Source organism: Salinifilum ghardaiensis, assembly GCF_054491345.1.
The window spans coordinates 820,211-843,318 of record NZ_CM137101.1; the positions used below are offsets into that span (position 1 = coordinate 820,211).

21 protein-coding genes are annotated in these 23,108 nt (G+C 74.6%); 12 read left to right on the forward strand and 9 right to left on the reverse strand.

Going from position 1 to position 23,108, the window contains the following annotated elements:
- Positions 1-470 precede the first annotated feature (470 nt).
- The 4 genes from ACVGV0_RS03670 (at position 471) to ACVGV0_RS03685 (ending at position 4,356) form a co-directional block, all read left to right on the forward strand.
- On the forward strand, positions 471-1,988 hold the full coding sequence (locus ACVGV0_RS03670) for a leucyl aminopeptidase family protein (protein WP_459158442.1): 1,518 nt from the start codon (positions 471-473) through the stop codon (positions 1,986-1,988).
- Between the two features lie 141 nt (positions 1,989-2,129).
- On the forward strand, positions 2,130-2,372 hold the full coding sequence (locus ACVGV0_RS03675) for an SHOCT domain-containing protein (protein ID WP_459158443.1): 243 nt from the start codon (positions 2,130-2,132) through the stop codon (positions 2,370-2,372).
- A 185-nt stretch (positions 2,373-2,557) separates the two neighbouring features.
- Entirely contained in the window at positions 2,558-3,697 is a 1,140-nt protein-coding gene (locus ACVGV0_RS03680) for a sensor histidine kinase (protein ID WP_459158444.1), read from the forward strand.
- Complete coding sequence (locus ACVGV0_RS03685) at positions 3,697-4,356, forward strand: response regulator transcription factor (protein WP_459158445.1); 660 nt, start codon at positions 3,697-3,699, stop codon at positions 4,354-4,356. Before ACVGV0_RS03680 ends, ACVGV0_RS03685 begins: the two co-directional genes overlap by 1 nt.
- Positions 4,357-4,545: 189 nt before the next feature.
- Here ACVGV0_RS03685 and ACVGV0_RS03690 read toward each other — a convergent pair whose 3' ends face one another.
- The 4 genes from ACVGV0_RS03690 to ACVGV0_RS03705 form a co-directional block, all read right to left on the reverse strand.
- Positions 4,546-5,838 carry a hypothetical protein gene (locus ACVGV0_RS03690; RefSeq protein WP_459158446.1) on the reverse strand — a complete coding sequence of 431 codons (1,293 nt, stop codon included), beginning with the start codon at positions 5,836-5,838 and terminating at the stop codon, positions 4,546-4,548.
- Positions 5,839-5,868: 30 nt separating this feature from the next.
- Positions 5,869-6,450, reverse strand: coding sequence for a DUF3558 domain-containing protein (locus tag ACVGV0_RS03695; protein ID WP_459158447.1), 582 nt, complete (start codon positions 6,448-6,450; stop codon positions 5,869-5,871).
- Between the two features lie 11 nt (positions 6,451-6,461).
- Positions 6,462-6,938, reverse strand: a complete 477-nt coding sequence (locus tag ACVGV0_RS03700; RefSeq protein WP_459158448.1) for a hypothetical protein — start codon at positions 6,936-6,938, stop codon at positions 6,462-6,464.
- 285 nt (positions 6,939-7,223) lie between these two features.
- Entirely contained in the window at positions 7,224-8,156 is a 933-nt protein-coding gene (locus tag ACVGV0_RS03705) for a LysR family transcriptional regulator (protein ID WP_459158449.1), read from the reverse strand.
- 63 nt (positions 8,157-8,219) lie between these two features.
- Between ACVGV0_RS03705 and ACVGV0_RS03710 the strand changes: the two genes are divergently transcribed.
- Entirely contained in the window at positions 8,220-9,476 is a 1,257-nt protein-coding gene (locus tag ACVGV0_RS03710; RefSeq protein WP_459158450.1) for an MFS transporter, read from the forward strand.
- Between the two features lie 127 nt (positions 9,477-9,603).
- Here ACVGV0_RS03710 and tatB read toward each other — a convergent pair whose 3' ends face one another.
- The 4 genes from tatB to sigE all read right to left on the reverse strand — a co-directional run bounded on the left by tatB (position 9,604) and on the right by sigE (position 13,411).
- The gene (gene tatB, locus ACVGV0_RS03715) at positions 9,604-10,023 is read right to left on the reverse strand and encodes a Sec-independent protein translocase protein TatB (protein WP_459158451.1); all 420 of its coding nucleotides are present in this window, start codon (positions 10,021-10,023) and stop codon (positions 9,604-9,606) included.
- Positions 10,024-10,311: 288 nt separating this feature from the next.
- On the reverse strand, positions 10,312-11,934 hold the full coding sequence (locus tag ACVGV0_RS03720; protein WP_459158452.1) for a S1C family serine protease: 1,623 nt from the start codon (positions 11,932-11,934) through the stop codon (positions 10,312-10,314).
- Positions 11,935-12,050: 116 nt separating this feature from the next.
- Positions 12,051-12,791, reverse strand: a complete 741-nt coding sequence (locus ACVGV0_RS03725) for an anti-sigma factor family protein (RefSeq protein WP_459158453.1) — start codon at positions 12,789-12,791, stop codon at positions 12,051-12,053.
- On the reverse strand, positions 12,788-13,411 hold the full coding sequence (sigE, locus tag ACVGV0_RS03730) for an RNA polymerase sigma factor SigE (RefSeq protein ID WP_459158454.1): 624 nt from the start codon (positions 13,409-13,411) through the stop codon (positions 12,788-12,790). Before sigE ends, ACVGV0_RS03725 begins: the two co-directional genes overlap by 4 nt.
- Before the next feature lie 298 nt (positions 13,412-13,709).
- Between sigE and ACVGV0_RS03735 the strand changes: the two genes are divergently transcribed.
- A complete protein-coding gene (locus ACVGV0_RS03735; RefSeq protein ID WP_459158455.1) occupies positions 13,710-14,297 on the forward strand; it encodes an O-methyltransferase in 588 nt (195 codons plus the stop codon).
- 339 nt (positions 14,298-14,636) lie between these two features.
- On the opposite strand, the gene ACVGV0_RS03740 is transcribed toward ACVGV0_RS03735, so the two are convergent.
- Positions 14,637-15,818 carry an Mrp/NBP35 family ATP-binding protein gene (locus ACVGV0_RS03740; protein ID WP_459158456.1) on the reverse strand — a complete coding sequence of 394 codons (1,182 nt, stop codon included), beginning with the start codon at positions 15,816-15,818 and terminating at the stop codon, positions 14,637-14,639.
- A 182-nt stretch (positions 15,819-16,000) separates the two neighbouring features.
- Between ACVGV0_RS03740 and ACVGV0_RS03745 the strand changes: the two genes are divergently transcribed.
- The 6 genes from ACVGV0_RS03745 to ACVGV0_RS03770 all read left to right on the forward strand — a co-directional run bounded on the left by ACVGV0_RS03745 (position 16,001) and on the right by ACVGV0_RS03770 (position 23,106).
- Complete coding sequence (locus ACVGV0_RS03745; protein WP_459158457.1) at positions 16,001-16,489, forward strand: MarR family winged helix-turn-helix transcriptional regulator; 489 nt, start codon at positions 16,001-16,003, stop codon at positions 16,487-16,489.
- A gap of 4 nt (positions 16,490-16,493) precedes the next feature.
- Positions 16,494-16,952 (forward strand): NUDIX hydrolase, encoded by a 459-nt coding sequence (locus ACVGV0_RS03750; protein WP_459158458.1) that lies wholly within the window; start codon positions 16,494-16,496, stop codon positions 16,950-16,952.
- Between the two features lie 104 nt (positions 16,953-17,056).
- Positions 17,057-18,016: an HpcH/HpaI aldolase/citrate lyase family protein gene (locus ACVGV0_RS03755; protein WP_459158459.1), complete on the forward strand. Its 960-nt coding sequence runs from the start codon at positions 17,057-17,059 to the stop codon at positions 18,014-18,016.
- Positions 18,017-18,112: 96 nt separating this feature from the next.
- Positions 18,113-21,625: a patatin-like protein gene (locus ACVGV0_RS03760; RefSeq protein ID WP_459158460.1), complete on the forward strand. Its 3,513-nt coding sequence runs from the start codon at positions 18,113-18,115 to the stop codon at positions 21,623-21,625.
- 131 nt (positions 21,626-21,756) lie between these two features.
- Positions 21,757-22,284 carry a general stress protein gene (locus tag ACVGV0_RS03765; protein WP_459158461.1) on the forward strand — a complete coding sequence of 176 codons (528 nt, stop codon included), beginning with the start codon at positions 21,757-21,759 and terminating at the stop codon, positions 22,282-22,284.
- A 456-nt stretch (positions 22,285-22,740) separates the two neighbouring features.
- Complete coding sequence (locus tag ACVGV0_RS03770) at positions 22,741-23,106, forward strand: hypothetical protein (protein WP_459158462.1); 366 nt, start codon at positions 22,741-22,743, stop codon at positions 23,104-23,106.
- Positions 23,107-23,108: the final 2 nt, after the last annotated feature.

Below are 23,108 nucleotides of genomic sequence, written 5' to 3' on the forward strand. Positions count from 1 at the left end.
TCGCGCGGACCAGACCCCGCCTGGGGGAGCCGCCTCGGCCGGGCGCCCTCCGGACCGGACGCTGGAAGGCAGCGGACACCCCGCAGGTGCCGGTGCGCAGGCAGCAGGGCACGCGGCGAGCGGGGCTGTTCTGCCGGCCAGCGCGCCCGCCGGTGTGGACAGTCCGACGCGATTCGATCGCATTCACTTCTCGGGCCGCCGATCGACGGTGACGAACGACCGGGCGGCCGCCGACGCCGGCCGCGGCGTCGGCGACCACCCGGTTCGCTCGGACGGCGGGGGCGCCGGACCGGCACGGCTCCGGCGCGCGCCGGAACACGTGCCGGTGGCGGTGCCGCCGCGGCGCCGGTGGCCCGAACACGTTGCCGCGCACGAAAGGTCTGCTGTTGTCCGCCGCTGTGTTTCGTACGTCGCGGTCGCACCGCGCAGTCGAGCCGAACCTGCCCGCCGTTCCGACCCCACTGGTCGAAGTGGACGTGACCGGGACGTGGCGGGACGGCGTGCCGGGTGCCGTTCCGCTGTTCACCGGTGAATCCGCCTCCGAACCGGTGCCCGCCGCGGCAGCCGACGTGGACGGCGCCGTGCTCACCGCGATCGGTGCGCGGGCCGACGCCGGTTCGCTGCACCCGCTGCCGTTCACCGACGGGCGCTCCGGGTGGGCCGTCGGCGCCGCCGACGGCGAACCCGACCAGTGGCGCCGCGCCGGCGGAGCCCTCGGCCGCGCGGTGCGCGAGCGGCTCGCCGCGTCCACCCCGGACGAGGGCGATCCCGAAGATCTCGGCGACGCCGCCGAAGCCGAGTACCTCCAGGTGCGACTGCCCGCCGGCATCACCGCCGAGGCCGTCGCCGCGCTCGTGCTCGGCCTGGCCCTCGGCGGTTACCGCTTCCGCGTCACCGAACGCCCCGACCCGATCAGGCTGCGCCGCGTCTGGCTCGTCGCGGCGCCGGGCGAGGACACCGCCGCGCTGCGCGAGGCCGCGCAGCGGGCGCGGCAGTGGGCGCGCGCGACGTCCGTCGCCCGCGACCTGGCCAACGCCCCGTCCAACGTCAAGGACCCGGCGTGGCTGGTGAGCACGGCCGCCGAGATCGCCGGTGAGCACGACGCCGTCACCGCCACCGTCCGCGACGAGAAGTGGCTCGCCGAGCGCGGTTTCGGCGGTGTCCTCGCCGTCGGCGGCGGTTCGGCGCGGCCGCCGCGGCTGCTGGAGCTGACCTACCGCCCGGACGGCGCCTCCGACGCGCCGCACCTGCTGCTCGTCGGCAAGGGCATCACCTTCGACACCGGCGGGGTGTCGCTGAAGCCCGCCGACGGGATGCACTGGATGCGCACCGACATGGCCGGTGGTGGCGCCGTCGTCGGAGCGCTGTCGGCCATCGCCGAGCTCGCCCTGCCGGTGCGGGTGACCGCGCTCGTGCCCGCCGCGGAGAACCACGTCTCGGGCAGCGCCTACCGGCCCGGTGACGTGGTGCGCCACTACAACGGCACCACCAGCGAGATCGACAACACCGACGCGGAGGGGCGGCTCGTCCTCGCCGACGCCATGGCCTACGGCGTGCAGCAGCACCGGCCCGACCTGGTCGTCGACGTGGCCACGCTGACCGGTGCGGTGAAGGTCGCGCTGGGACTGCGCACCGGTGGCGTGTTCGCCACCGACGACGAGCTCGCCGGGCGCCTGCGCGACGCGGGCCGGCGCACCGGGGAGGCCTGGTGGCCGATGCCGCTGCTCGACGACCACGCCGACGCGGTCCGGGGCGAGCGCGCCGACCTCAAGCAGGCCCCCGCTGGACCGGGCGCGGTGACCGCGGCGCTGTTCCTGCGCGAGTTCAACGGCGACCTGCCGTGGGCGCACCTGGACATCGCCGGGCCGGCGCGGGCCGAATCGGAGCGCGACGAGGTCACCGCGGGCGCCTCCGGATTCGCTGCGCGCAGCCTCGTCGAGCTCGCCGCCGCCTACGCGGCCGACCCGGAGGAGTCCGCGGCCACGTAGCCAGTCCGCGGTGGCGGATCCGCGCCTACGCGGATCCGCGTAGGCGCGGATCCGCTCGCGCGCTGACGACGCGACCCCCGCGCTCCGGCGAAGCTGGTGACCAGCACGACCGGACGGAATCGGAAACGGGGGTGAACCACCATGCACGACGTGCTGCTGGCGTGGGGACCGCACGCCGGACACGGGCCACCGGGATTCGTCTTCCCCCTGGTGTGGCTGGTGATCCTGGCGGCGGTGGTGACCGCGGTCGTCCTGCTGCGGCGCCGCGCCGAGCGCCGCTCGGGACCCCGCGCGGGACAGGCCGTGCTCGCGGAGCTGTACGCGCGCGGGGAGATCGACGCCGACGAGTACCGCCGCCGGCGCGGGGTGCTCGGTGAGAAGTAGGAGCACCGGCGGCCGCCCGGGTCGTGCGCCCGGGCGGCCGCGCCCGCGCGGGACGGCGGGCAGCGGGCACCCGCGACGGGCGGGTGGCGCCCGCGCGGCCGGACCGCGGTCGGGAGATCCTGCCGAGGAGCCCCGCCTCCGCCCGCCGGAGGCGCTCCGTTCCCTACCCGCGAGAGGTGGCGGTCGTGCGCATCGCGCTGCTCCCGAAACGCCCCCCGGCCGGTGACCTGGTGCTGGGCGCCGCCGCGGCCGTCATCGCCGCGATCGGCACCATCGGCGCGAACATCGGCCAGGACGTGGCCACCGGTCCCGACGCGGGCATGCTCGTCAGCGGGGCCCTCGCCGGCGGTCTGCTCGCCTGGCGCCGCAGCGCCCCGCTGCTCGCGCTCATCGGCGTGGTGCTCGTGGCGGCGGGCTACCTGGCCGCCGGGTACGCGTTCGGCCCGGTGCTGCTGTGCGTGCTCCTCGCCCTGTTCGAAACCGCCCGGAACACCGACCGCCGGGTATCCCTGCCCGCCTGCGCCGCCGCCGCCGCGGCCGTCGTCGCGGTGATCGCGCTGCGCGAAGCGCACGGGGACAGCTCGTGGCTGTTCACCGCGTTCGCCGGGGCCGGCTGGCTGATCATCCCGTGGACCCTCGGGGCGCTGGCGCGGGTGCGCGCCAAGGCCGCCGAGCGCGACCGCCGCGAACTGGCCGAGCGGGCCAGGACGGCCGAGCGGATGCGCGTGGCCGGGGAGGTGCACGACATCGCCGGGCACGGCTTCTCCGCCGTGGCCATGCAGGCCGGGGTGGCGCTGCTCGTGCTCGACGAGGACCCCGCCCAGGTGCGGCGCAGCCTCGAAGCGATCCAGTCCACCAGCACCACCGCGCTCGGCGAGCTGCGCACCATGCTGGACACGTTCCACCCGGACCCGTCCGACCGGCCGCGCGCGCCGGAACCCTCCGCGCAGGACCCCGCCGGGCTCGCCGAGCTCGTCGACGCGGTCCGCGCCGGCGGGCTGCGGGTGGACGTGGACAGCGCGGGGCTGGACCGGCCGCTGCCCGCCGATCTCGGCCGCCTCGTCCACCGGGTCGTGCGGGAGGCGCTGACGAACGTGCTGCGGCACGCTGACAGCCCGCGCGCCGAGGTGCTGGTGCGGCGGGAGGGCGCGGAGGTCGTCGTCGACGTGCGCGACCACGGTTCGGCGACCGGCACCGCGCGGGAAGGACGCGGCCTCTCCGGCATGCGCGAGCGCGTGGAGGCCGCCGGCGGAACACTGGTCACCGGCAGCGGCGCGGGAGGAGGATTCCGGGTGACCGCGCGGATACCCGCCGGGGAGGCGTGATGATCCGAGTCGTGGTGGCGGACGACCAGGAGCTCGTGCGCATGGGCTTGCGCGTGCTCGTCGACCGGGAGTCCGACATGGCCGTGGTCGCCGAAGCCGCCGACGGCGAGCAGACGCTCGCGCGGGTGCGGGAGACCGGCGCGGACGTGCTGCTGCTCGACATCCGCATGCCCGGCGTGGACGGGCTCGCCGCGCTGCGCGCCATCACCTGCGACCCGGAGCTGGCGCACACGCGGGTGATCGTCGTGACCACCTTCGAGATCGACCGCTACGTCTACGAGGCGCTGCGCGCGGGGGCCAGCGGGTTCGTCCTCAAGGACACGGCGCCGAGCGACCTGGTGTCGGGCATCCGCGTCGTCGCCGCGGGGGAGGCGCTGCTGTCGCCCTCGGTGACCCGCCGCGTGATCGACATGTTCGGCAGGAGCGCCGCGGCCCCGCAGGACGCGGTGCCGGGCGTGGACGAGCTCACCGAGCGGGAGCGGGAGATGGCCGCCTGGGTGGCCACCGGGCGGTCCAACACCGAGATCGCCGAGGAGCTCGTGATCAGCCCCGCCACGGTGCGCACGCACGTCAGCAGGGCGATGGTGAAGCTCGGCGCGCGGGACCGGGCGCAGCTCGTGGTCAAGGTGGTCCAGGCGGGGCTGACCGTGCAGCGCTGACGGCCGCACCGGGAGGACGCCGGTACCGCCGGGGGTGGTGGCGCAGCGGAACCTCGAGCGCGGCTCCCGCTCCCGGTGCCCGACATCGAGCAGCCGGCGGTGCGCGATCGCGTTTCCGGTCCTCGGCAGATGCGGCCGCGGGCCGGTGGCGCCGGACGGAGCCACCGGCCCGCGCGGGTTCGGCCGGGGTTACCGCTCCTCGGCGTCCCAGTCGCCGAGGACGGCCGGTGCGGTCCGCGGCATGTCGTTGAACCACACGTCGTCGTTCTCCTCCAGCCAGGTGGAGCGCTCGTTCTCCTCGTCCTCCCCGGGACGGCCGCCGCGGGCCGGCGCGCCGGCCATGCCCCCGCGCCCCGGGGCCGAGGAGCCCGGGGTGGTGCCGCTCGCGGTGCCGTTCGCACCGGGGGCGCCGACGCCGGAGCGCCCGCCGGGGCCGAGGCCGTTGCCGGCGCCACCGCGCGCTCCCGGAGCGCCGGTGCCGGTGCGGGCGCCGGTGCCGCCGCGGGAGCCCGTGCCGCCGCGGGACCCGGGTGCCCCCGTGCGACCACCGGTGGACGCGCCGCCGCGCGGAGCGCCCGGGGCCACGCCGGGAGCGGCGACTCCGCCGCCCGCACCGGGACCACCGGGCGTCGCGCCCGGGGTTCCCGGGGTCCCCGGCACGCCCGGGCTCGCACCACCCGGGGTCGTCCCCGGCGGCGTCGCCCAGGACGAGCCGGTGCCGGCGGGGGTGCCCGTCGCGCCCGGGGTGGACGGCAGCTGGCTGCCGCCGCCGGTGGCGTTCACGGTGCTCATGCCGCCGCCGACGGGCTGGGAGGTTCCGGTGCTGCCGGGCGCGCCGGTCGACGTGCTGACGCCGGTGCCGCCACCGCGCGGGCCCGCGTTCTGCTCGTAGGCCATCTCCGGCGGGGTGGGGAAGGCCGGCATCCGGCTGGACGACGTCTGGACGGCCTGGTCGTAGTTGTCGTAGATGCGCTTGGCTTCCTGGGCCTTCTCGGTGGCCTGCTGCTCCTGCTTCTGCAGGTCCGTTTCCGTGCCGAACAGGAAGGCGCCGCCCTTCTCCAGCATGCTGTCGGTGGCGTCGACCTTCACCGGCTCGGGCATGCCCTTGACCTTGCCGAAGGCGTCGCCCTGCTCGGTGGCGGCGTCACCGACGGAGCGGGAGACGTCCTGCGCGTCCCGGATGAACTGGGTCATCGGGCGCAGCGAGTCGCCGTGCTGCTCGGCCGCCTGGCCCTGCCACATGACACCGGCCTTGCGGTTCGCCTCGTCGAGCAGCGCGGAGACTTCCTCGAAGTCCTCGACGATGGAGTTGCGCCAGGCGGTGATCGCCTTCTCGATGGCGGGGTTGCCGGGACCGCTGTGGATCTGGTTGTACTTCTGCTCGTGGTGGAACCCCACCGAGTTCGTGATGTCGTCGCTGCTGCCGCTGTCGACGGGTGCGCTGAGGATGGCGACACCACCGGCGGCGATGGCTGGAAGCATGGACGTGTCCCCCTCACACGTGCGGGTCGGTCAGGCGTTGGGAATGTTCTTCAGCACTCGGGTGGCGATCGTGTCGGCGAAGCCGCAGGGGTCCTGCATCTCGGGTGCCTTGCCGCCGGTGCGGGTGAAGTCGACCCGGAACGACGCGCTGTCGGAGACGCCGACGTCCGTGGTGCAGAGGAGGCTCTGCCGGTCCGTGTGGTTGGCGGGATACCCCTGCACCTCGGCCGGGTGGTACTCGTCGAACGACTTGGCGTTCTTGTACATCCCCTGTGCGCCGATCCTGTTCTGCTGGGTCAGCGAGACGATGGCGTTGTCGTTCTCCCAGGTGCAGGAGGAATCGCCCCAGAGGGATTCGTCGGGTTTCGGTTCGGTACCCAGTCCGAGCTGCTGGAGCTGCTCCGGTTTCAGCAGCTCGCACGCACTGCCGACGGCCTGCAGGTTCTTGGGCTGGTCGATCCGCGGTGCGGCGTCCTGCTGCTGGCCCGGTGTCGACTGGGCCTGGCTGCTGGGCTGCTCGGACTGCGAGCCGCTGTCGGCGGGCAGGGCGCAGCCGGCGAGGCCGAGCGCGGCGAGCAGCGCGGTGGTGCCGAGGGTGGTGCGGCGGAGCACGGTCGTGGTCCTCACAGTTGCCGGGGCGTGGCTTCGTCGTCGGTGGCGCGGTAGTCGCGCTGGGCGGCCTCGAGCTGCTCGATCTGGTTGTTCAGCCGCTCGATGGTCTTGTCCACGACCCAGGAGAGCTGGCCGGGCTCCTCGCCGGCCATGTTCCCCAGTGACTGCTTGATCTTCTGGCTGACCTCGTCCGCTGCTGGTTCGGCGGGGCGCTGTAGATCGTTGGCCTTCTGCCGGATCCCGTGCAACTTCTCCCGCGCCTCTTTGTACTTGGCGACGAGGTCGGGGATCTGCTCGACGTCGACGCTGAACGTGGCCTGCTGCACGCCGCCGCTGCCGTCGTTGACGTGGGTGTTCACGAGTGCCGTGCTGCCCTGCAGCAGGCCGAGTCCCATGAGCGGCGGTGCTCCCGCGCCCGCGGTGGTGTCCGTGCTCGGCAGCGGCAGCGGTGGCGGCGCCGCGCTCGGGTCGGCGTTGCTGTCAGCCATCGTCCGGAGTCCCCCTGCTGGAGTTCGAGCGATCAGTGCTTGATCCGGAGAGCACTGTACAACTTCGCTCCGAGCCGCGGGAGCAGAATCCGTGAATCGGACACCGGCATCCGCCGCCCGGTTCGGTGTTCTCCGTCACCTCCGGGGCGCGTTCGCCGGTGCTCGGTTCCGGGTGGCCACCCGACGTCCGCTGTCCGGGGCGGGTGGTCGGGGCAGCTGGGACTCGCCGGGGGTTCTCCCCAGCTACCCCATCCACCCGCCCGCAACAGCCGATCCGCGGACCCCTCAGCACCCCGGGGTCCGCGCCTGCTCGGCGGCGAAGTCGCGGAAGCGCGCCCCGGCGGGCGGCAGGCTCGTCCCCCTCGGCCAGGCGAGTCCGATCGTGCGGTGCGCGGGCGGGTGCAGCGGGACCTCCACCGTGCCGGGCAGGGGCGCGGTCTCGGCCTCCGGCAGCAGCGCGATGCCGAGCCCGGCGGCGACGAGCCCGCGCACGGTGTCCACGTCGTCGACCTCGAAAGCGATGCGCGGTGCGACCCCGGCGCGTTCGGCCAGGGTGGTGATGATGCGGCGCATCCCGTAGCCGTGGCGGATCATGATGAACTCCTCCTCGGCCGCGTCGGCCAGCCGCAGCCGCTTCCTCCGGTGCAGTCGGTGCTCCGCGTGCAGCACGAGGACCAGCGGTTCGGTGCGCAGCGGCGCGGTGTTCCAGTGGTCCGAGTTCGGCAGCGGCGCGACGAGGCACAGGTCGAGGTCGCCGGTGGCGGTGCGCTCCACCAGCTCGTCCCGCGGCCCCTGGGAGAGGTCGAACCGCACCTGCGGGTGGCGGTCGCGGAAGTCCCGCAGCAGCGGCGGCACGAGGCTGCTGCCCATGGTGTGCTGGAACCCGAGCGCCACCCGGCCGCGCTCCGGGTCGAGGTCCTCGACCACGCGGCGGCAGCCGTTCTCCAGCGTGCGCAGCGCCTCCTCGGCGGACGCGGCGAGCTGCTCGCCGGCCCGGGTGAGCTCCACCCCGCGCCCGCGGTGGACCAGCAGGGGGTGCCCGACGTGCTCGGCCAGCCGCGCGAGCGTCCGGCTCACCGTCGGCTGCGGCATGCCCAGCCGTTCGCCCGCCCTCGTGAGATGCCCCTCAGCGGCGACCGCGCGCAGCACCGCCAGCGCGGGAGCGAGGCGCCCCGCGAGCTGCGAAGATTCCTCGGACAGCGTGGATTCATGCGTCATTGTACCGATCATCCGACATCGCCGTATTGGACGCATCAATGACCGCCGCTCGATCCTGGCGGCGTGAGCGCAGTCGATCCCGAGCGAGTCCGCCGCATCCGCGTGAGCCTGCTGCTGGGGGCGTTGGCCCTGTTCGCGCTGCTGTACACGCCGCAGCCGGTGCTGCCGCAGCTGTCGGCGGAGTTCGGCCTGTCCCCGGGGACCGCGGCCCTGCTCGTCTCCGCCGCGACCCTCGGCCTCGCCGTCGCCGCGGTCCCGCTGGGCACGCTGTCGCAGGCGATGAGCAGGCGCACGCTGATGATCGTCTCGCTGGTCACGGCCGAAGTGCTCGGGCTGCTCCTGCCGTGGGTCGGGAACTTCCCGCTCATGGTGGGGCTGCGGCTCGTCCAGGGCGCGGCCATCGCCGGTCTGGCCGCGATCGCCGCGGCCTACCTGGCCGAGGAGACCGGCGGGCGGCAGCTCGGCGTGACCATGGGGCTGTACGTCGCGGGCACCACCATCGGCGGCATGTCCGGGCGGCTGCTCGGCGGCATCGCCGGTGACTTCCTCGGCTGGCACGGCGGCATGTTCACCGTCGCGGTGGTGGCCGCCGCGTGCACCGCCGCCTTCGTCGTGCTCCTGCCCGCCGAGCAGCACCACCGGCGGGAACCGCTGCGCTGGCGGCCGCTGCTGGAGGGGCTGAGCGCCGCGCTGCGCGACCCCGTGCTGTACGCGCCGTACTTCGTGGCCGCGCTGGGCATGGGCGCCTTCGTCGCCGTCTACAACGTGCTGAGCTTCCGGCTCAGCGCGCCACCGCTGAACGTGCCGCCGGCGCTGGCGGCGCTGGCGTTCCTCGCCTACGCGGCGGGCACGGTGACCTCGGCGCTGGCCGGGCGCGCCGCCGACCGGTGGGGACGTGCGGTGGCCCTGCTCAGCGGACTGGGGGCCGCCGTGCTCGGCCTCGGGCTCATGCTCTCCGACCGGCTGCCGGTGCTGCTGCTCGGTCTGGTCGTGTTCACCGGCGGGTTCTTCGCCGCGCACGCGGTCGCCAACGGGTGGGTCAGCGCGCGGGCGAGCAGCCGGGTGCGCGGGCAGGCCTCCGCGATCTACCAGTTCGCCTACTACGGCGGCAGCAGCGTCGGCGGTGTGCTCGGCGGCGTCGCCTACGGCGTGTGGGGCTGGGCGGGCATGAGCGCGCTGCTGGCCAGCTGGTTCGTGCTCGCCGCCCTCGGCGTGGTGCTGGCTTCGAGGCGCCGACCGGACAGCGGTGAACCGGACAGCGGCAGGTCGGGCGGCGCCGCGGCCGAGCGCGTCGAGTCCCCCGCGTCCTCCGCCTCCTGAGCCCGCCCGAGAAATGTCCACCGATTCCACCTGGTCGGGTGAAGGGGAGGGGCTGTCAGCTGTCCGGCCAGGTGAGCCCGCTCAGGTGTCCGGTGAGTCCGGTCCGGCGGGGCGCCCGGGGAGCCGGTCAGGTGGCGTCGCTGTCGTAGGGCGGGCGTTCGCCGGAGTCGAGCGGGCGCTGCCGCGGAGCGGCGTCCGGACCGGTGCTGGAAGGACCGGTGCTGGGACGGTGGCCGTTCCCGTGGCCGTTGCCGCTGGTCGAGTCGCGGAGCAGGTCGCCGTCCGAGTCGAACAACTGCCGGCGCACGGCGGTGCGCGGGTTGAGGTCGCGGACGCTGCGGAGGTCCTCCAGCGGCTTGCGCAGCTCGTCGAACTCGGGACCGAGCTCCGAGCGGATCTGATCGCGGGCGCCGGTCGCGTAGTCCTTGACCTGGCGCACCGTGCGGCCCAACCACGCCGCGCCCTCGGGGAGGCGTTCGGGGCCGAGCACGAACAAGCCGACGAGGACCAGGACCAGGATCTCGCCCCACCCGATGGAACCGAACACCTGCCCTACCTTTCGGATCTGGTCTCCCGCCGCACCCGGCCGGGCACGTCAGGGCGCGGGTCGTTCTCGCCGACGCACACGCGGCCCGCGCGGACCTCCGGTGCTCCGGGGTTGCCGCCACCCGGTCGTCCGAGTGCGCCACCGCGGCCAGGGTACCGGTCCGCGGAGCGGACGGAACCCCGCGCCGCCGGGCCTCGCGCGCGTTCCCGCGGGTGTTGCCGCGGCATCACCCCGTCCTCACCTCGGGTTCCGGCGGGGCGTGCCGGCCTCCCGCCCTCGACCTCTTGCTCAGAGGGTCACGTCGAAGACGAGCTCCCGGCCCTGGCGGACGACGGTCACCGGGACCTGCTCGCCGATCCGGTGGCCGTCCACCGCGACGACCAGCTCGTCGGCGCTGCCCACCGGGCGGTCGCCGACGCGGGTGATCACGTCGCCCTCGGCGATCCCCGCTGCGGCGGCCGGACCGCCGTTGCGCACGTTCTGCACCTGCGCGCCGTCCTGCAGCCCGTCCGTGACGGACTTCGCGTTCACCCCGAGGTCGGCGTGCTGGGCGTGCCCGGTGCGGATGATCTCCTGGGCGATGCGGCGGGCGTCCTCGATCGGGATGGCGAAGCCCAGACCGATCGATCCGCCTTCGCCGCCGCTGCTGTCCGCCGTGCGGATGGCGCTGTTGATGCCCACCACGGCGCCGCTGCCGTCCACCAGGGCGCCTCCCGAGTTGCCCGGGTTGATCGCCGCGTCCGTCTGGATCGCGTCGATGACCGCGTTGGTGTCGGTGCCCTCCCCGGCCAGGCGCACCGGCCGGTGCACGGAGCTGACGATGCCGTTGGTCACCGTGCCGGACAGGCCCAGCGGCGAGCCGACCGCCAGCACCTCGTCGCCGACGGACAACCGGTCGGAGTTGCCGAGCTGCGCCACGGTCGGGTTGGCCACGTCGACCTTGAGCACCGCCAGATCGGTCTTCGGGTCGCGCCCCACCAGCTGCGCCGGAACGCGCGTGCCGTCGTGGAAAACGGTGGTCAGCTCGGCGTTCGGCGAGTCGGCGGCCATGGAGACCACGTGGTTGTTGGTGAGCACGTAGCCCTCGCCGTCGATGACCACGCCCGAACCGGTGCCGCCCTGCGCGCCCAGCTGCACCTCGACGGAGACCACGGCGGGGACGATGCGCTGCGCGACCGAGGAGCTGGACCCGGCGGGCCGGTCCTCGCCCGGGGCCACCTCGGCCAGCGTCGCCTCCGGGCTCGTCAGCGAGCCGCCGTCCCGCCCGGCGAAGGTGCCCAGCAGCGCCCCGCACAGGCCGATCACCAGCGCCAGCGCCCCCAGGGCGAGCAGCGAGCGGGGGCGGACGCGGCCGCCGAACAGCACGTCGCGCGCGCTCAGCAGCGGCCCCCGCTGCGCCGGCTCGCCGTCGCCGGTGTCCTCCTGGGCGGCGGGCGGTCCGAGCGCGACCGGGCAGGCCGGGTCCCGCCACGGCTCCTGCTCCGGCGAGTCCCAGCTCACCGGTTCCTCCGCGGGCTCGGTTCCCGGCTGCTCACCAGGGGGGCGCTGCAGCGTCGCACCGCTGTGCGGCGGGCGGCCGAACGCCTCGGCGAGGGTTTCGGACGTCGGCGGCTGCTGCTGCAGGCCGTGCGGCGGGGCCGGGGCGTCCTCGCGGCGGTCGAAGCTTCCGCGGACATCGGAGGGCCGGCCGAAGACCGCTTCCTGCTCGTCGGAGACCGCCGGGCGTTCGAGCGGGCGCGGCTGGAGGCGCGGGCGGTCCGGTGCGGCCGCGGCGGCGGGGTCCTCGGCAGCCGGTCGTTCGTCGGACGCGGGGGAGGCGCGGTCCGCGCGCGGCGAGCCCGGCCGGTCGGCGTCGTCCTCGTCGCGCCCACGACCCGGCCCGTGCGCGGATGCTGGCGGCTGCTCGCTCATCGCTCCCCGGGGAATGCGTTCGAAACACGTGGCCGCCCACGAGTTCACCACATCGGAGGGGTGCGCGCGCTACCGGTGCGACCGCGCGGTCGCCGGAGCGGGCGGGAGGGCGGTGGTCAGGAGCCGGCGGTGGCGGAGACGCGGCCGGCGTCGTCGGAGGGCGCTGCGCCGCCGGGAGCGGGTTCGTGCTGCGGTGCCGGTTGTGGTGCCGAGGACGTGGACGCGGAGGTGCTCGCGGGGGCGAGGTCCGTGCGGGCCGTCGCGGGCAGGCGACTGTCGCCGTCCGGCAGCGAGGCCCGCTGCGGCACGGTCTCCTGCTCGTCGCTGGGCGGGTTGACCAGGGCCAGTGCTCCGAGCATCAGCCCGGAGAACACCACGCCGGCGCCGTGCCGGCTGCGGCGCTTGCCGTCGTGCCGCGGTGGCTGCGCGGAGCGGTCGTCACCCTGCTCGGGCGCGTTCGACGCGTCCGAGCCGAGCGGTGCGCCGCAGGCAAAAGGGCGGCCGCCCAGGGCAGCGCTGCTGCCCAGTGCTGCGCCGGAACCGAGGCGCTGCGAGGTGAGCAGCTGCCCGTCCTCGGACAGCGCCAGCTCTTCCGGCTGCGCGGGCAGTTCGGTGTGGTGCGGGATGGACAGCAGGTTGCGCACCAGGTCCGAAGAGATGGCCGGCGAGTCGGCCTCCTGGACGGCGCTGCGGGCCTGCCGCTGCGTGCTCGCTTCGGCGGCACACGCGGAGCAGTGCGCCAGGTGGGACGCCGCGCGGTCGCGGGCGTTCGCGCTGAGCTCACCGTCGACGAACGCGACGATCGCGTCCAGTGCGAGGTGCTGCTCGGAAAACCCCCATCCGCGCACACCGGTCATGCGGAACAACCCTCCTGAGTCTGCGCACGGCGTTTTTCCAGAGTCGTCTTCATCAGCTGCCGGCCGCGGTGGATCCGGCTGCGGACGGTGCCCAGCTTGACGCCCAAGGTGGCGCCGATCTCCTCGTACGACAGTCCTTCGACGTCGCAGAGCACGACCGCGGCGCGGAACTCGGGGGCGAGCTCGTCGAGCGCTGCCTGCAGATCGGGGTCGAGCCGGGTGGAGTGGTAGACCTGCTCCGGGCTCGGATCACCACCGGGCAACCGCTCGCTGTCCTCGGGCAGGCCCTCCATGCGCAACCGCGAGCGGCGGCGGGCCATGTCCAGGAAGAGGTTCGTGGTGATGCGGTGCAGCCAGCCCTCGAAGGTGCCGGGCTTGTAGGAGGCCAAGGAGCGGAACACCCGGATGAACGTGTCCTGGGTGAGGTCCTCGGCGTCGTGCTTGTTCCCGCTCAGCCGGTAGGCCAGCCGGTACACCCGGTCCGCGTGCTGGCGCACGACTTCGTCCCAGGTGGGCGGAGTCCAGGTCGACTCACCGGTGGCCGCAGGCTGCGAGACCGGGGTCTGCACGGTCGGCAGTTCCTCGGTCTTCGGGCCGGGAGTGATCGGCTGAGTTGCCATGGGCCGGAATGCCACCTCCTGCGGCAGGTACGTACGGGAAACGTCCGGGTGGACTCGCGTGTTCCCGGCAGCGCCCGGTGCGCAAACGGCTCCGGCACTGCCGCGACGTGCGGGTAAGCCTCGTCTACGCAGGTGAAACCCGGGTGATAGGCAACTGAGAGGAATCTGAGAATGCCGCAGCGGTGGTGGAACTCACAACACCTCGGCGGCGATCGGGTCACGCCGGGAAAACAACCAAGCCCTAACGATGTGCGCAACCCCGTCCCGCGCGCGGGAGCGGTGCAATAGCCTACCTCGCGTGAGACCCGAGACCTCGGTCGGCGCCGGCCCCGCGCGGCGGGACGACCGGTCGCCGGCGAACGTCCCCGGTGAGGATACCGCGCCGTCGCCGCGGCAGGTGCTGCGCTTCCTCGCGGCGGTGCTGCGCGCGAAGGCGGCCGTGGAGATCGGCACGGCGGCCGAGGGAACCTGCGCCACCGTGCGCGGGATGGCCGAGGACGGCGTGCTGACCTCCATCGACGTCGACCCGCAGGCGCAGCGGAAGGCGCGGCTGGCCCTGGACCAGGCCGGCATCCCGCACAGCCGCGTGCGCCTGATCAGCGGTGCCGCCCGCGAGGTGCTGCCGCGGCTGACCGAAGGCGGCTACGACCTCGTGACCGTGCGGACCGCGACGACCGAGCCCGCCGCGTACCTGGACCTGGGCCTGCGGCTGCTGCGGCCCGGCGGTGTCGTCGCCTTCGACGGCGTCCGCGCGGACGGGGCGGACGGGGCGCGGCTCACCGCCGGTGCGCGCGAACTGCTCGGCGCGGTTCGCGCGCAGGAGGAACTCGTGCCGCTGGCGCTGCCCGTGGGCACGGGGATGCTCGCCGTCGCGAGGAGCGCCTGAGCGCGGCCGCCGGAACTCGGGGATCCCGCAGCGAGGCCCCGCGGAGGTTCCTCCCAGCTACCCCGTCCGCGCGCCCGCAACAGCCAACCCGCGGACTCTGCTCTGAGGGCGCCCGCGGATGAGCAGTTGTGTGCTCGGGCTGCACCGCTCGTCAGGCAAGCGGCGCAGCCGCTTCCTCCCCACGCACGCAGACCGACCCGACGCGGGTTCTCAGCGCTTTCCTGGCGAGGACGGTCCCGACGCTGTGTAGGGGCGCTACATGAGGAGGGGCACCCGCAGTCCGGGGAAGCGCTGAGGTTCCGCTACCGGCCCCACTACGTCAGCCAATCCGCGCGGCCACTAGGCCGGGGAGACGGACAGCAGCTTGCCGGAGAGCCCCCGCGCGCGGGTCGACAACTGCTTGGCCACGTCGGCCAGCACCACGGACGCGCTCGCGTCCGGGTCCTCCAGCACGAGCGGGGAGCCGCGGTCACCCGACTCGCGCAGCCGCGTGTCCAGGGGGACCTGGCCGAGCAGCGGGATGTCGGTGCCGACCGAGCGGCTCAGCGAGTCCGCCACGAGCTGCCCGCCGCCGGAGCCGAACGGCTCCATGCGGGTGCCGTCGGGCATCTCCATCCACGACATGTTCTCCACCACGCCGGCCAGCCGCTGGCGGGTCTGCATCGCGATGGCGCCGGCGCGCTCGGCCACCTCCGCGGCGGCCTGCTGCGGCGTGGTCACGACGAGGATCTCGGCGTTGGGGATCAGCTGCGCCGTGGACAGCGCGACGTCGCCGGTGCCCGGGGGCAGGTCGAGCAGCAGCACGTCCAGGTCGCCCCAGAACACGTCCGAGAGGAACTGCTGCAGCGCGCGGTGCAGCATGGGGCCGCGCCAGACGACCGGGGTGTTGCCCGGGGTGAACATGCCGATGGAGATGAGCTTCACGCCGTGCGCCTGCGGCGGCATGATCATCTTCTCGACCTGGGTGGGTTTGCCCTCCGTGCCGAGCATGCGCGGCACCGAGTGGCCGTAGATGTCCGCGTCGACGACGCCGACGGACAGGCCGCGCTCGGCCATCGAGGCCGCCAGGTTCACGGTGACGCTGGACTTGCCCACGCCCCCCTTGCCGGAGGCCACGCAGTACACCCGGGTCATCGACCCCGGTTCCGCGAACGGGATGCGGGGTTCCTCGGAGTCGCCGCGGAGCTGCTGGCGCAGCTGGGTGCGCTGCTCGTCGCTCATCACGTCGAGCTCGACGTGCACGGAGCGGACGCCTCCCACCGCGGAGACCGCGGTGTCCACCCGCTGCGTGATGGTCTCCCGCATGGGGCAGCCCGCGACCGTCAGGTACACCTCGACGGTCACGTCCCCGTCGTCGCCGATCGAGACGGACTTGACCATGCCCAGCTCGGTGATCGGCTTGTGGATCTCCGGGTCGTGGACCTCGCCGAGAGCACTGCGGATGTCCTTCTCGGCGGGGGTGGACTGCGTAGTCACGACTGCCTGACACCGACCTTTCCTGCGTGTGCGCTCACCCACCATGCTACGGACGGGTAATACCGCTGTGCGCGGCGGCGTGAGATCGCCCTCCGTCGGAGGGATCGTCTCGATTGTCCGGCCGAGGCCCTGTCGAACTCAACGGCAGGGGGTCGCGAGTCCGCGTGTCGGGAGGGTCGACCGGGGCTGTGCGAAGTCACGCGATCGCGTTTCGTAATATCGCGGGCGTGGCTCACGCGGAGCTCGACCGATTACCGACCCACGACGAGGTCCTGGCGTACCGCAGCTTTCTGCGCGCGTACGCCCGGGTGACGCGCTGCCTGGAAAGCGACCTCATCGACGAGCAGAAGCTGTCGCTGGCCGCGTTCGAGGTCCTCGAGGCGCTCGTCGACGCGCCCGGGCAGCGGCTGCGCATGACCGAGCTCGCCGACGCGGTGCTGCTGTCCCGCTCCGGCGTGACGCGCCTGGTCGACCGGTTGGAGCGCCTCGGACTGGTGGACCGCGTGCGCGTGCGCTCCGACGGGCGCGGCATCCAGGCGGTGATCACGGAGCGGGGGGAGCAGCGCCTGCGGGGCGCGGTGAGCACGCACCGCTCCGGCGTCGCCGACTACTTCGTGCACGCGGCCGCCGGCGACCTCGACGCGCTGCACCGGATCTGCCTGCGGCTGTCCGAGGGAGGGGTGCCCGCACCGCCCGGGAACCGTGCGCAAGCCTGAACGGGTGCACGAACGCGAACACGACCCCGCACCCCGCCCGGACCCCGCGGGCGACGAGGACGTCGCGGGCCGCCGGCGGGCCGTCATCCGCGCGGTCGGCCTCGTCCACTTCGCCGCCGGGCGACTGCTGCTCGTCCGCGCGGCGCGCCAGCGCTCCTTCTACCTGCCCGGTGGCAAGATCGACCCCGGTGAGACCGAGCTGGAGGCCCTGCGGCGCGAGGTGCGCGAGGAACTCGGCGGCGAGGTGCGCGCGCCCCGGCTGCTCGGCCGCTACCGCGCCGACGCCGTGGGTCAGGGCGCGGGCGTGCAGGTCGAGCTCAGCTGCTACACCGGGCAGCTCCGCGGCGAGCCGCGGCCGGCCGCGGAGATCGCCGAGCTCGCCTGGATGACCCGCGCGGAGTACCGGGCCACCGCCGAACCGGCCCCGGCCGTGCTGGCCATGTGGGCCGAGCGGCCTCCCTGAGGGGCGCGCGGAGCGCAGCGGAGTGGTGTTCGGCACGGGCTCCCGGCCGCCGCCCGCGTGATAGACAGGCGGCTCGGACCGCACCCGCACCGGTTGGAGGCACCATGGTCGACCGCCATCGGGCCCGGCGCAGCTGCCTGGCCGTCCCCGGCTCGAGCGCCAAGATGATCGACAAGGCGCGCGGGCTGGAGGTGGACCAGTTCTTCCTCGACCTGGAGGACGCGGTGGCTCCGCTGGCCAAGGCCGAGGCCCGGGACCGGGTGGTCGAGGCGCTCGAGGCCGGCGGTTGGGGAGGCAGGACCCGCTCGGTGCGCGTCAACGCCCTCGACACCGCGTGGACCTACCAGGACGTCGTGAGCGTGGTGGAGCGCGCGGGCGCGCACGTCGACACGATCATCCTGCCCAAGGCCGACGCCGCCGAGCACGTGCGCTGGCTGGACCTGATGCTGACGCAGATCGAGCGGGCCTGCGGGCTGCCCGCGGGCGCGATCGGCGTCGAGCCGCAGATCGAGAGCGCCGCGGGCCTCGCGGCCGTCGACGCGATCGCCGCCGCCTCGCCGCGCGTGGAAGCGCTCGTCTACGGGCCGGCCGACTTCATGGCCTCGATCAACATGCGCTCGCTGGCCGTCGGCCACCAGCCGCCCGGCTACGACGTCGGCGACGCCTACCACTACGTGCTCATGCGGTTGCTCACCACCGCCCGCGCCCACGGCGTGCAGGCGGTCGACGGGCCGTACCTGCAGATCAAGGACGCCGACGGGCTGCGGCGGGTCGGCGGCCGCACCGCCGCGCTCGGCTTCGACGGCAAGTGGGTGCTGCACCCGGAGCAGGTGGACGTCGTCAACGAGCTGTTCTCCCCGCGGCAGGAGGACTACGACCACGCGGAGAACATCCTCGACGCCTACGCGTGGTACACCTCCGCCTCCGGCGGAGCCCGGGGGGCGGCGATGCTCGGCGACGAGATGATCGACGAGGCCTCCCGCAAGATGGCGCTGGTCGTCGCGGGCAAGGGGCGCGCGGCCGGTCTGCAGCGCAGCGACCGGTGGGTGCCGCCGGAGGAGTAGCACCGCCCGTTCCCCGCGATCTCCGCCCCGCCGCGCCCGCGCACGCGGTAGGTTCTCCGCGGACGGGTGCAGCGAACGAGAGGTGGAAGCGTCCAGGTGGGCAGCACGGCGGGCTCGGAGGACCGGGGAGAGCTCCGGTTGGCACTGGCCATGCGGGGCGGTGCGAGCTTGGGGGTGTGGATCGGCGGAGCGGTCGCGGAGATCGACCGGCTGCGCCGCGCGCTGGCCGAGGAGGAGGACGCGGCCGCGCACCCGTGGGCCGAGCTCGTCCGCCTGGCCGGCTACGACTCGGTCGGCGTCGACGTCCTGGCGGGCGCCTCGGCCGGCGGGCTCAACGGCAGCCTGCTCGCCGCGGGCCTCGTCTACGGCGTGCCGTTCGACCGGATGCGGGACCTGTGGGTGCGCCTGGCCGACATCGAGGCCATGGCGCACGAGACGCCGCGCTTCGGGCAGCCCGCGCCCCGGTCGCTGCTGGACGCCGACGGGTACCTGCGCCCCCACCTGGCGCGGGCGATCCTCGACCACGCCACCGAACCCGGCGGGCTGCCCGCGCGGCTGGACCTGCTGCTGACCGCCACGCTGCTCGACCCGCGCCCCGACCACCAGCACGACGACCGCGGTGCCTCGCTGCACCTGCGGCGGCGCGAAGCGGGCCTGCGGTTCCAGCAGCACGGCGTGCCCGGTGATCCGCTCTCGGACTTCGGCACCGGGGCGGACGTCACGACGACGGCGGGGCGGCTGGCGCACGCCGCGCGCACTTCCGCCAGCTACCCGTTCGCCTTCGAACCCTCCCGCGTGCACAGCTCGCCGCACCGGCCGCCGGCCGGGGAGCCGAACCTGTTCGGCGTGTTCACCGAGGCCACCGACCGGACCGACGCGCCGTTCCGCGTGATCGACGGCGGGGTGGTGGACAACATCCCCGTGGCCGCGGCCATCCGCGCGATCGCCCGCGCCCCCGCGAACCGCCCCACGAGCCGCTGGCTGCTCTACCTCAACCCGGAGGCGGCCGAACCCGCGGGACGCCCCGACGGCCTGCCGCTGCCGGTGACCTCCACCGCGCTCAAGGCCCGGCTCAGCCAGGAGTCGCTGCGCTCGGACCTCGAGGTGCTGTGGGAGCACAACGACGCGGTGCGGCGCCGGGAGGCCCGCCGCGCGGAACTGCTCGCACCGGTGCGCCGGGCCGAACCGGAGCGCCGCCCGGACGAGCTCGAGCGGCACGCGGAGGTCCTGCGCACCCGCAGCACCTCCCTGCGGGCGGAACTCGACGCGCAGGCCACGTACCGGCTGCTCACCGCACCGCACGAGGTGGAGCCGGAGCGCCCGCTGACGCCGACGACGCGGGAGCCGCTGGAGGAGTGGTCGGCGGAGGCGGTGGCCGACCTGCGCCCGCGGCTGTCGGCCGTGCTGCCCGAGCTCGTCGGTCCGGAGGCGCTGCACGACGTCACCGGCCTGCGCGCGGCCGTGCGCGAGTGCCTCGGCTGGGCCCGGGACCTGGAGGCGGTGCAGGGCGCCGACGTGGGCGGGTGCAAGGACGTGCTCTACCGCCTGTGGACGTTCACCGAGGTCCTCGCCGGTTGCGCCGACCGGTACTGGCTGCACGGCGCGCGCTGGGAGCCGATCGTCGAACGCGGCGAGATCGACGCGTGGGTGCGGCGCGTGTGGCAGCGCCGCGAGCGGCTGCAGCGCCGGCTGCCCTCCCCGGTGCGCCCGCTGCTGGCAGCGACGCTGCGGGCGATCACCGAGGCCGACGCGTTCGCCGCGCACCTGGCGGACTTCGCCCGCGAGCTCGAATCCGTCGTGGACTCCTCGGGCGGGGACGCGGTCGCGGAGGAGTCCGAGCCGGTCGACGCGGTGGCCGAGGCCCGCGCCGTGCTGGACGAGGTCGTGCAGCGGCTCGCCGGCTCCGCCGCTGCGCGCTCGGAGCCGGAGACGGCCGCGCAGCTGGGCTACGACCTGCTGGAGCGGGCGGCCGATCCGGCGGCGGTGCTGCAGCAGCTCGTCGTGCTCACCGCCGGGCTGGACCTCGGGCGGGACCCGGGCACGACGATCAACCTGCTGCGCGTGGCCAGCGACGAACCCACTCCGCTGCCGTTCACCGCGCTGCGGCGCGGTGCGGAGCGGACGGCCGCGGCGGACAAGGTCCGCGGCGGTGATCTCGGCAACTTCGCCGCGTTCCTGTCCGCGAGCTGGCGGGCCAACGACTGGATGTGGGGCCGGATGGACGCCGCCGCGAGCCTCGTGCGGCTGCTGGTCGACCCGGACCGCTGGGTGCGGCGCGCCGACGGCGCCGAGGAGCTCACCGGCGCGCTGCGCCGGATCGTGAGCACCCCGTCCGCTGCGGAGCTCGGTGCGCAGCGGGGCGAGCAGGAGCGGTGGCGGGAGTTCCTCGGCGAGCTGTGGGAGCGCTGCTCCGAGGACGTGGGCAAGGAGCTGGCGGATCTGTTCGCCCGGCCGGAGGAGGCGCACGAGCTGGTCGCGACGCGGCGGGTGCTCGTCGAGCGGGTGCACTGGATGATCGCGGCCGAGGAACTGCCGCACGTGGAGAGGGCCGGGGCGACCGGCACCGACGGCTCGGTTCCGGTCGGTGCGCGCCCGGGCGGGGAGACCGGCGCCGGCGGTTCCGGGCCGGCCGGCGGTTCCGAGTCGGCCGGTGGTTCCGAGCAGGCCGGCGGGTCCGAGCAGGCCGGCGGGTCCGAGCAGGCCGGCGGGTCCGAGCAGGCCGAGCCAGCCGAGCCGGCTGCCCGGACGGCGCCGGACGACTCCGCGGTGGCGGGGCCGGACGGGATCGCGCGGCGGGTCGCCGAGTACGAGGTGGGGCGCGAGCGCCTCGGCGACCTGCCCGCGCGCCACCGGGCTCGCGTGGCGCTGCGGCTCGGGCTGGTGGCCTACGGGGCCGTCCGGCCCCGGGGCGGCGGGGTGGCCGCCTGGTTCGGCCGGGCCGCGCTGACCCTGGGCAAGCCGGTCGCCCTGCTGGCCGTGCTCGCCTGCGCCGTGCCGCTGCGGGCGGCGGCGCTGGGCTTCGCCGCGGCGACCGCGGTGCTGTGCACGGGGCCGCTGGCGCCGACGGCAGCGGTGGCCCCGGGCGAGGGCATCCGCAGCGGTTCGTCGCTGGACGCCGTGCTCGGCTCCGGCGGGGGGCTGCCGCGGTTGCTGTTCGACGTCTCGGGGGCGTCCTTCGGGCCGGGCGTGCTGCTGGCCGGGGTGCTGGCGGTGGTGGCGGCCGGCTGCGCGGGGGCGCTCGGCACGCGGGCCCTCGGCGGCGGTGCGCGGCGGTGGGCCGCCGCGATCGCGCTCGGTGCCGTGCTGGTGGTGGCGGCCGGTGCTGTGTTCACCACCGGGGTGCGCCTGACCCCGCTCGGACTCGCCGCGGTGCTGGGGGTGCTGACGTGGTTCGCCGCGTTCGCCTACCACCGCGAGGCGCGGGCTGAGGCGAGCGTGCTCAGCGCGGCGTGCTTCGTCCTCGTACCGCTGGCCTGGGAGCTGGCCGGCCTCGGCGTCGTGTCCGGCGGGTGGGTGTTCACCGGCGCGGTGTTCGCGGCCGCGGTGCAGGCGCTGTTCGTCGGCCTGGTGGACGTGCTGCCGCCGCGTCGGCGCGCCGATCAGGTGTGATGAGACGATCTGGGGCGGGTCGAACGCGGTACCCTGGTGGCGAAGAGGACGTTCGCGCAGGAAGTGCTCCTCGGGACGGGGAGCCCGGTCGGCCCCAGCTCGTGGCAGCACGCTTCTCGGAGGTGTCAACGGTGTCCAACCCGTTCACCGGTGGCGGCCGGCCGACGCCGGGCACGCCGAACCTGCCCACGCCGCCGACCGGATGGCCCATCGGTTCCTACAGCACGTACGAGGAGGCCCAGCGCGCCGTCGACTACCTGGCCGACAACGAGTTCCCGGTGCAGGAGGTCACCATCGTCGGTGTGGACCTCATGCTCGTGGAGCGCGTCACGGGGCGCCTGACGTGGGGCCGCGTGCTCGGCGGCGGGGCCGCGTCGGGCGCGTGGTTCGGTCTGTTCGTGGGCATCCTCATGGGTCTGTTCACGCCGCCGGAGAGCAGCTGGTTCGGGCCGGTGCTCGTCGGGCTGGGCGTCGGTGTGCTCTTCGGCCTCGTCTTCGCCGCGGTGACCTACGCCTCGGCCCGCGGGCGGCGCGACTTCTCCTCGGCCAGCCAGCTCGTCGCGGGCCGCTACGACGTGCTGTCCCAGCCGAAGCACGCCGAGCAGGGGCGGAACATGCTGGCGCGGCTGGCGATGCGCCCGCCGCCGTCCACGTCCTGACGCCCCGCTGCTCCGCTCGGGGGAGAGCGGTGCGCGCTCCCCGGCCGCGGTGGGCGGGGGAGGTGTCCGCGCGCTCCGTCGATCCCACCGGAGTGCATCCCGGAATGCGGGAGCTCGATTCGTCCGGACGGATTGCGTTTTCCGCCGCCGGGATTTCGCGGCGCCCGGCCCGCCCCTTCCGGAATTCCCGCCGCGCGGGGCTGCCGCGCGGCGCGGGTTCGGTTTTCCGCGATTCCGCCGCGCCGCCGGCGCGGATTCCGCGATTCCCGGGTGCGCTGGAGGGCGGGGGCATTCCGGCACCCGGTGCCCGCCGCCGGCCGCCCCGCGGCGGTCCCGGGCGGGCGGCCACCGCTGCTCCACCCGGCGCAGTTCCGTCCTCTGTGGACGGAAACGCGACTGCTGCGAGCGCGCCGGGCAGCGCGCGAAATTCCGCCGTCTGACCTGTAGTCCTCACCCGTGCGGAGCACGTTCGACGTGCCCGCCCGGCAGTCGGCGTTGTCGTCGGGTAAGATCACCGACACGGAGGGTAGTTGGAAGTCGGGTGCCGCTGGGAGACTGACCCAAGTGCGGGACAGTGCTCCCGTTCGGCGGCTCGGTGCGGTACAACGGATCGGCAAGCGCCTGCGCTACATCACGGGCATTTGGACGGGGTGCGTCACAGTGAACATCAAGAAAATTCTGACCTGGACCGTTGTCGCGTTCCTGTTGTTCTTCCTGTTCAGCTCACCGACACAGGCCAGCGACCTGGTCACCGGCATACTCGGCAGCCTCCGGTCGGCCGCTCAATCCGTCATCACCTTCATGGAGAATCTGTTCGTGTAGCC

Excerpts from the sequence above, each read along its gene's own strand:
- ACVGV0_RS03675 (WP_459158443.1), top strand. The coding sequence starts at position 2,130 with ATGCACGACGTGCTGCTGGCGTGGGGACCGCACGCCGGACACGGGCCA.
- ACVGV0_RS03685 (WP_459158445.1), top strand. The coding sequence starts at position 3,697 with ATGATCCGAGTCGTGGTGGCGGACGACCAGGAGCTCGTGCGCATGGGC.
- ACVGV0_RS03690 (WP_459158446.1), bottom strand. The coding sequence starts at position 5,838 with ATGCTTCCAGCCATCGCCGCCGGTGGTGTCGCCATCCTCAGCGCACCC.
- ACVGV0_RS03700 (WP_459158448.1), bottom strand. The coding sequence starts at position 6,938 with ATGGCTGACAGCAACGCCGACCCGAGCGCGGCGCCGCCACCGCTGCCG.
- ACVGV0_RS03705 (WP_459158449.1), bottom strand. The coding sequence starts at position 8,156 with ATGACGCATGAATCCACGCTGTCCGAGGAATCTTCGCAGCTCGCGGGG.
- ACVGV0_RS03720 (WP_459158452.1), bottom strand. The coding sequence starts at position 11,934 with ATGAGCGAGCAGCCGCCAGCATCCGCGCACGGGCCGGGTCGTGGGCGC.
- ACVGV0_RS03725 (WP_459158453.1), bottom strand. The coding sequence starts at position 12,791 with ATGACCGGTGTGCGCGGATGGGGGTTTTCCGAGCAGCACCTCGCACTG.
- sigE (WP_459158454.1), bottom strand. The coding sequence starts at position 13,411 with ATGGCAACTCAGCCGATCACTCCCGGCCCGAAGACCGAGGAACTGCCG.
- ACVGV0_RS03740 (WP_459158456.1), bottom strand. The coding sequence starts at position 15,818 with ATGGTGGGTGAGCGCACACGCAGGAAAGGTCGGTGTCAGGCAGTCGTG.
- ACVGV0_RS03755 (WP_459158459.1), top strand. The coding sequence starts at position 17,057 with ATGGTCGACCGCCATCGGGCCCGGCGCAGCTGCCTGGCCGTCCCCGGC.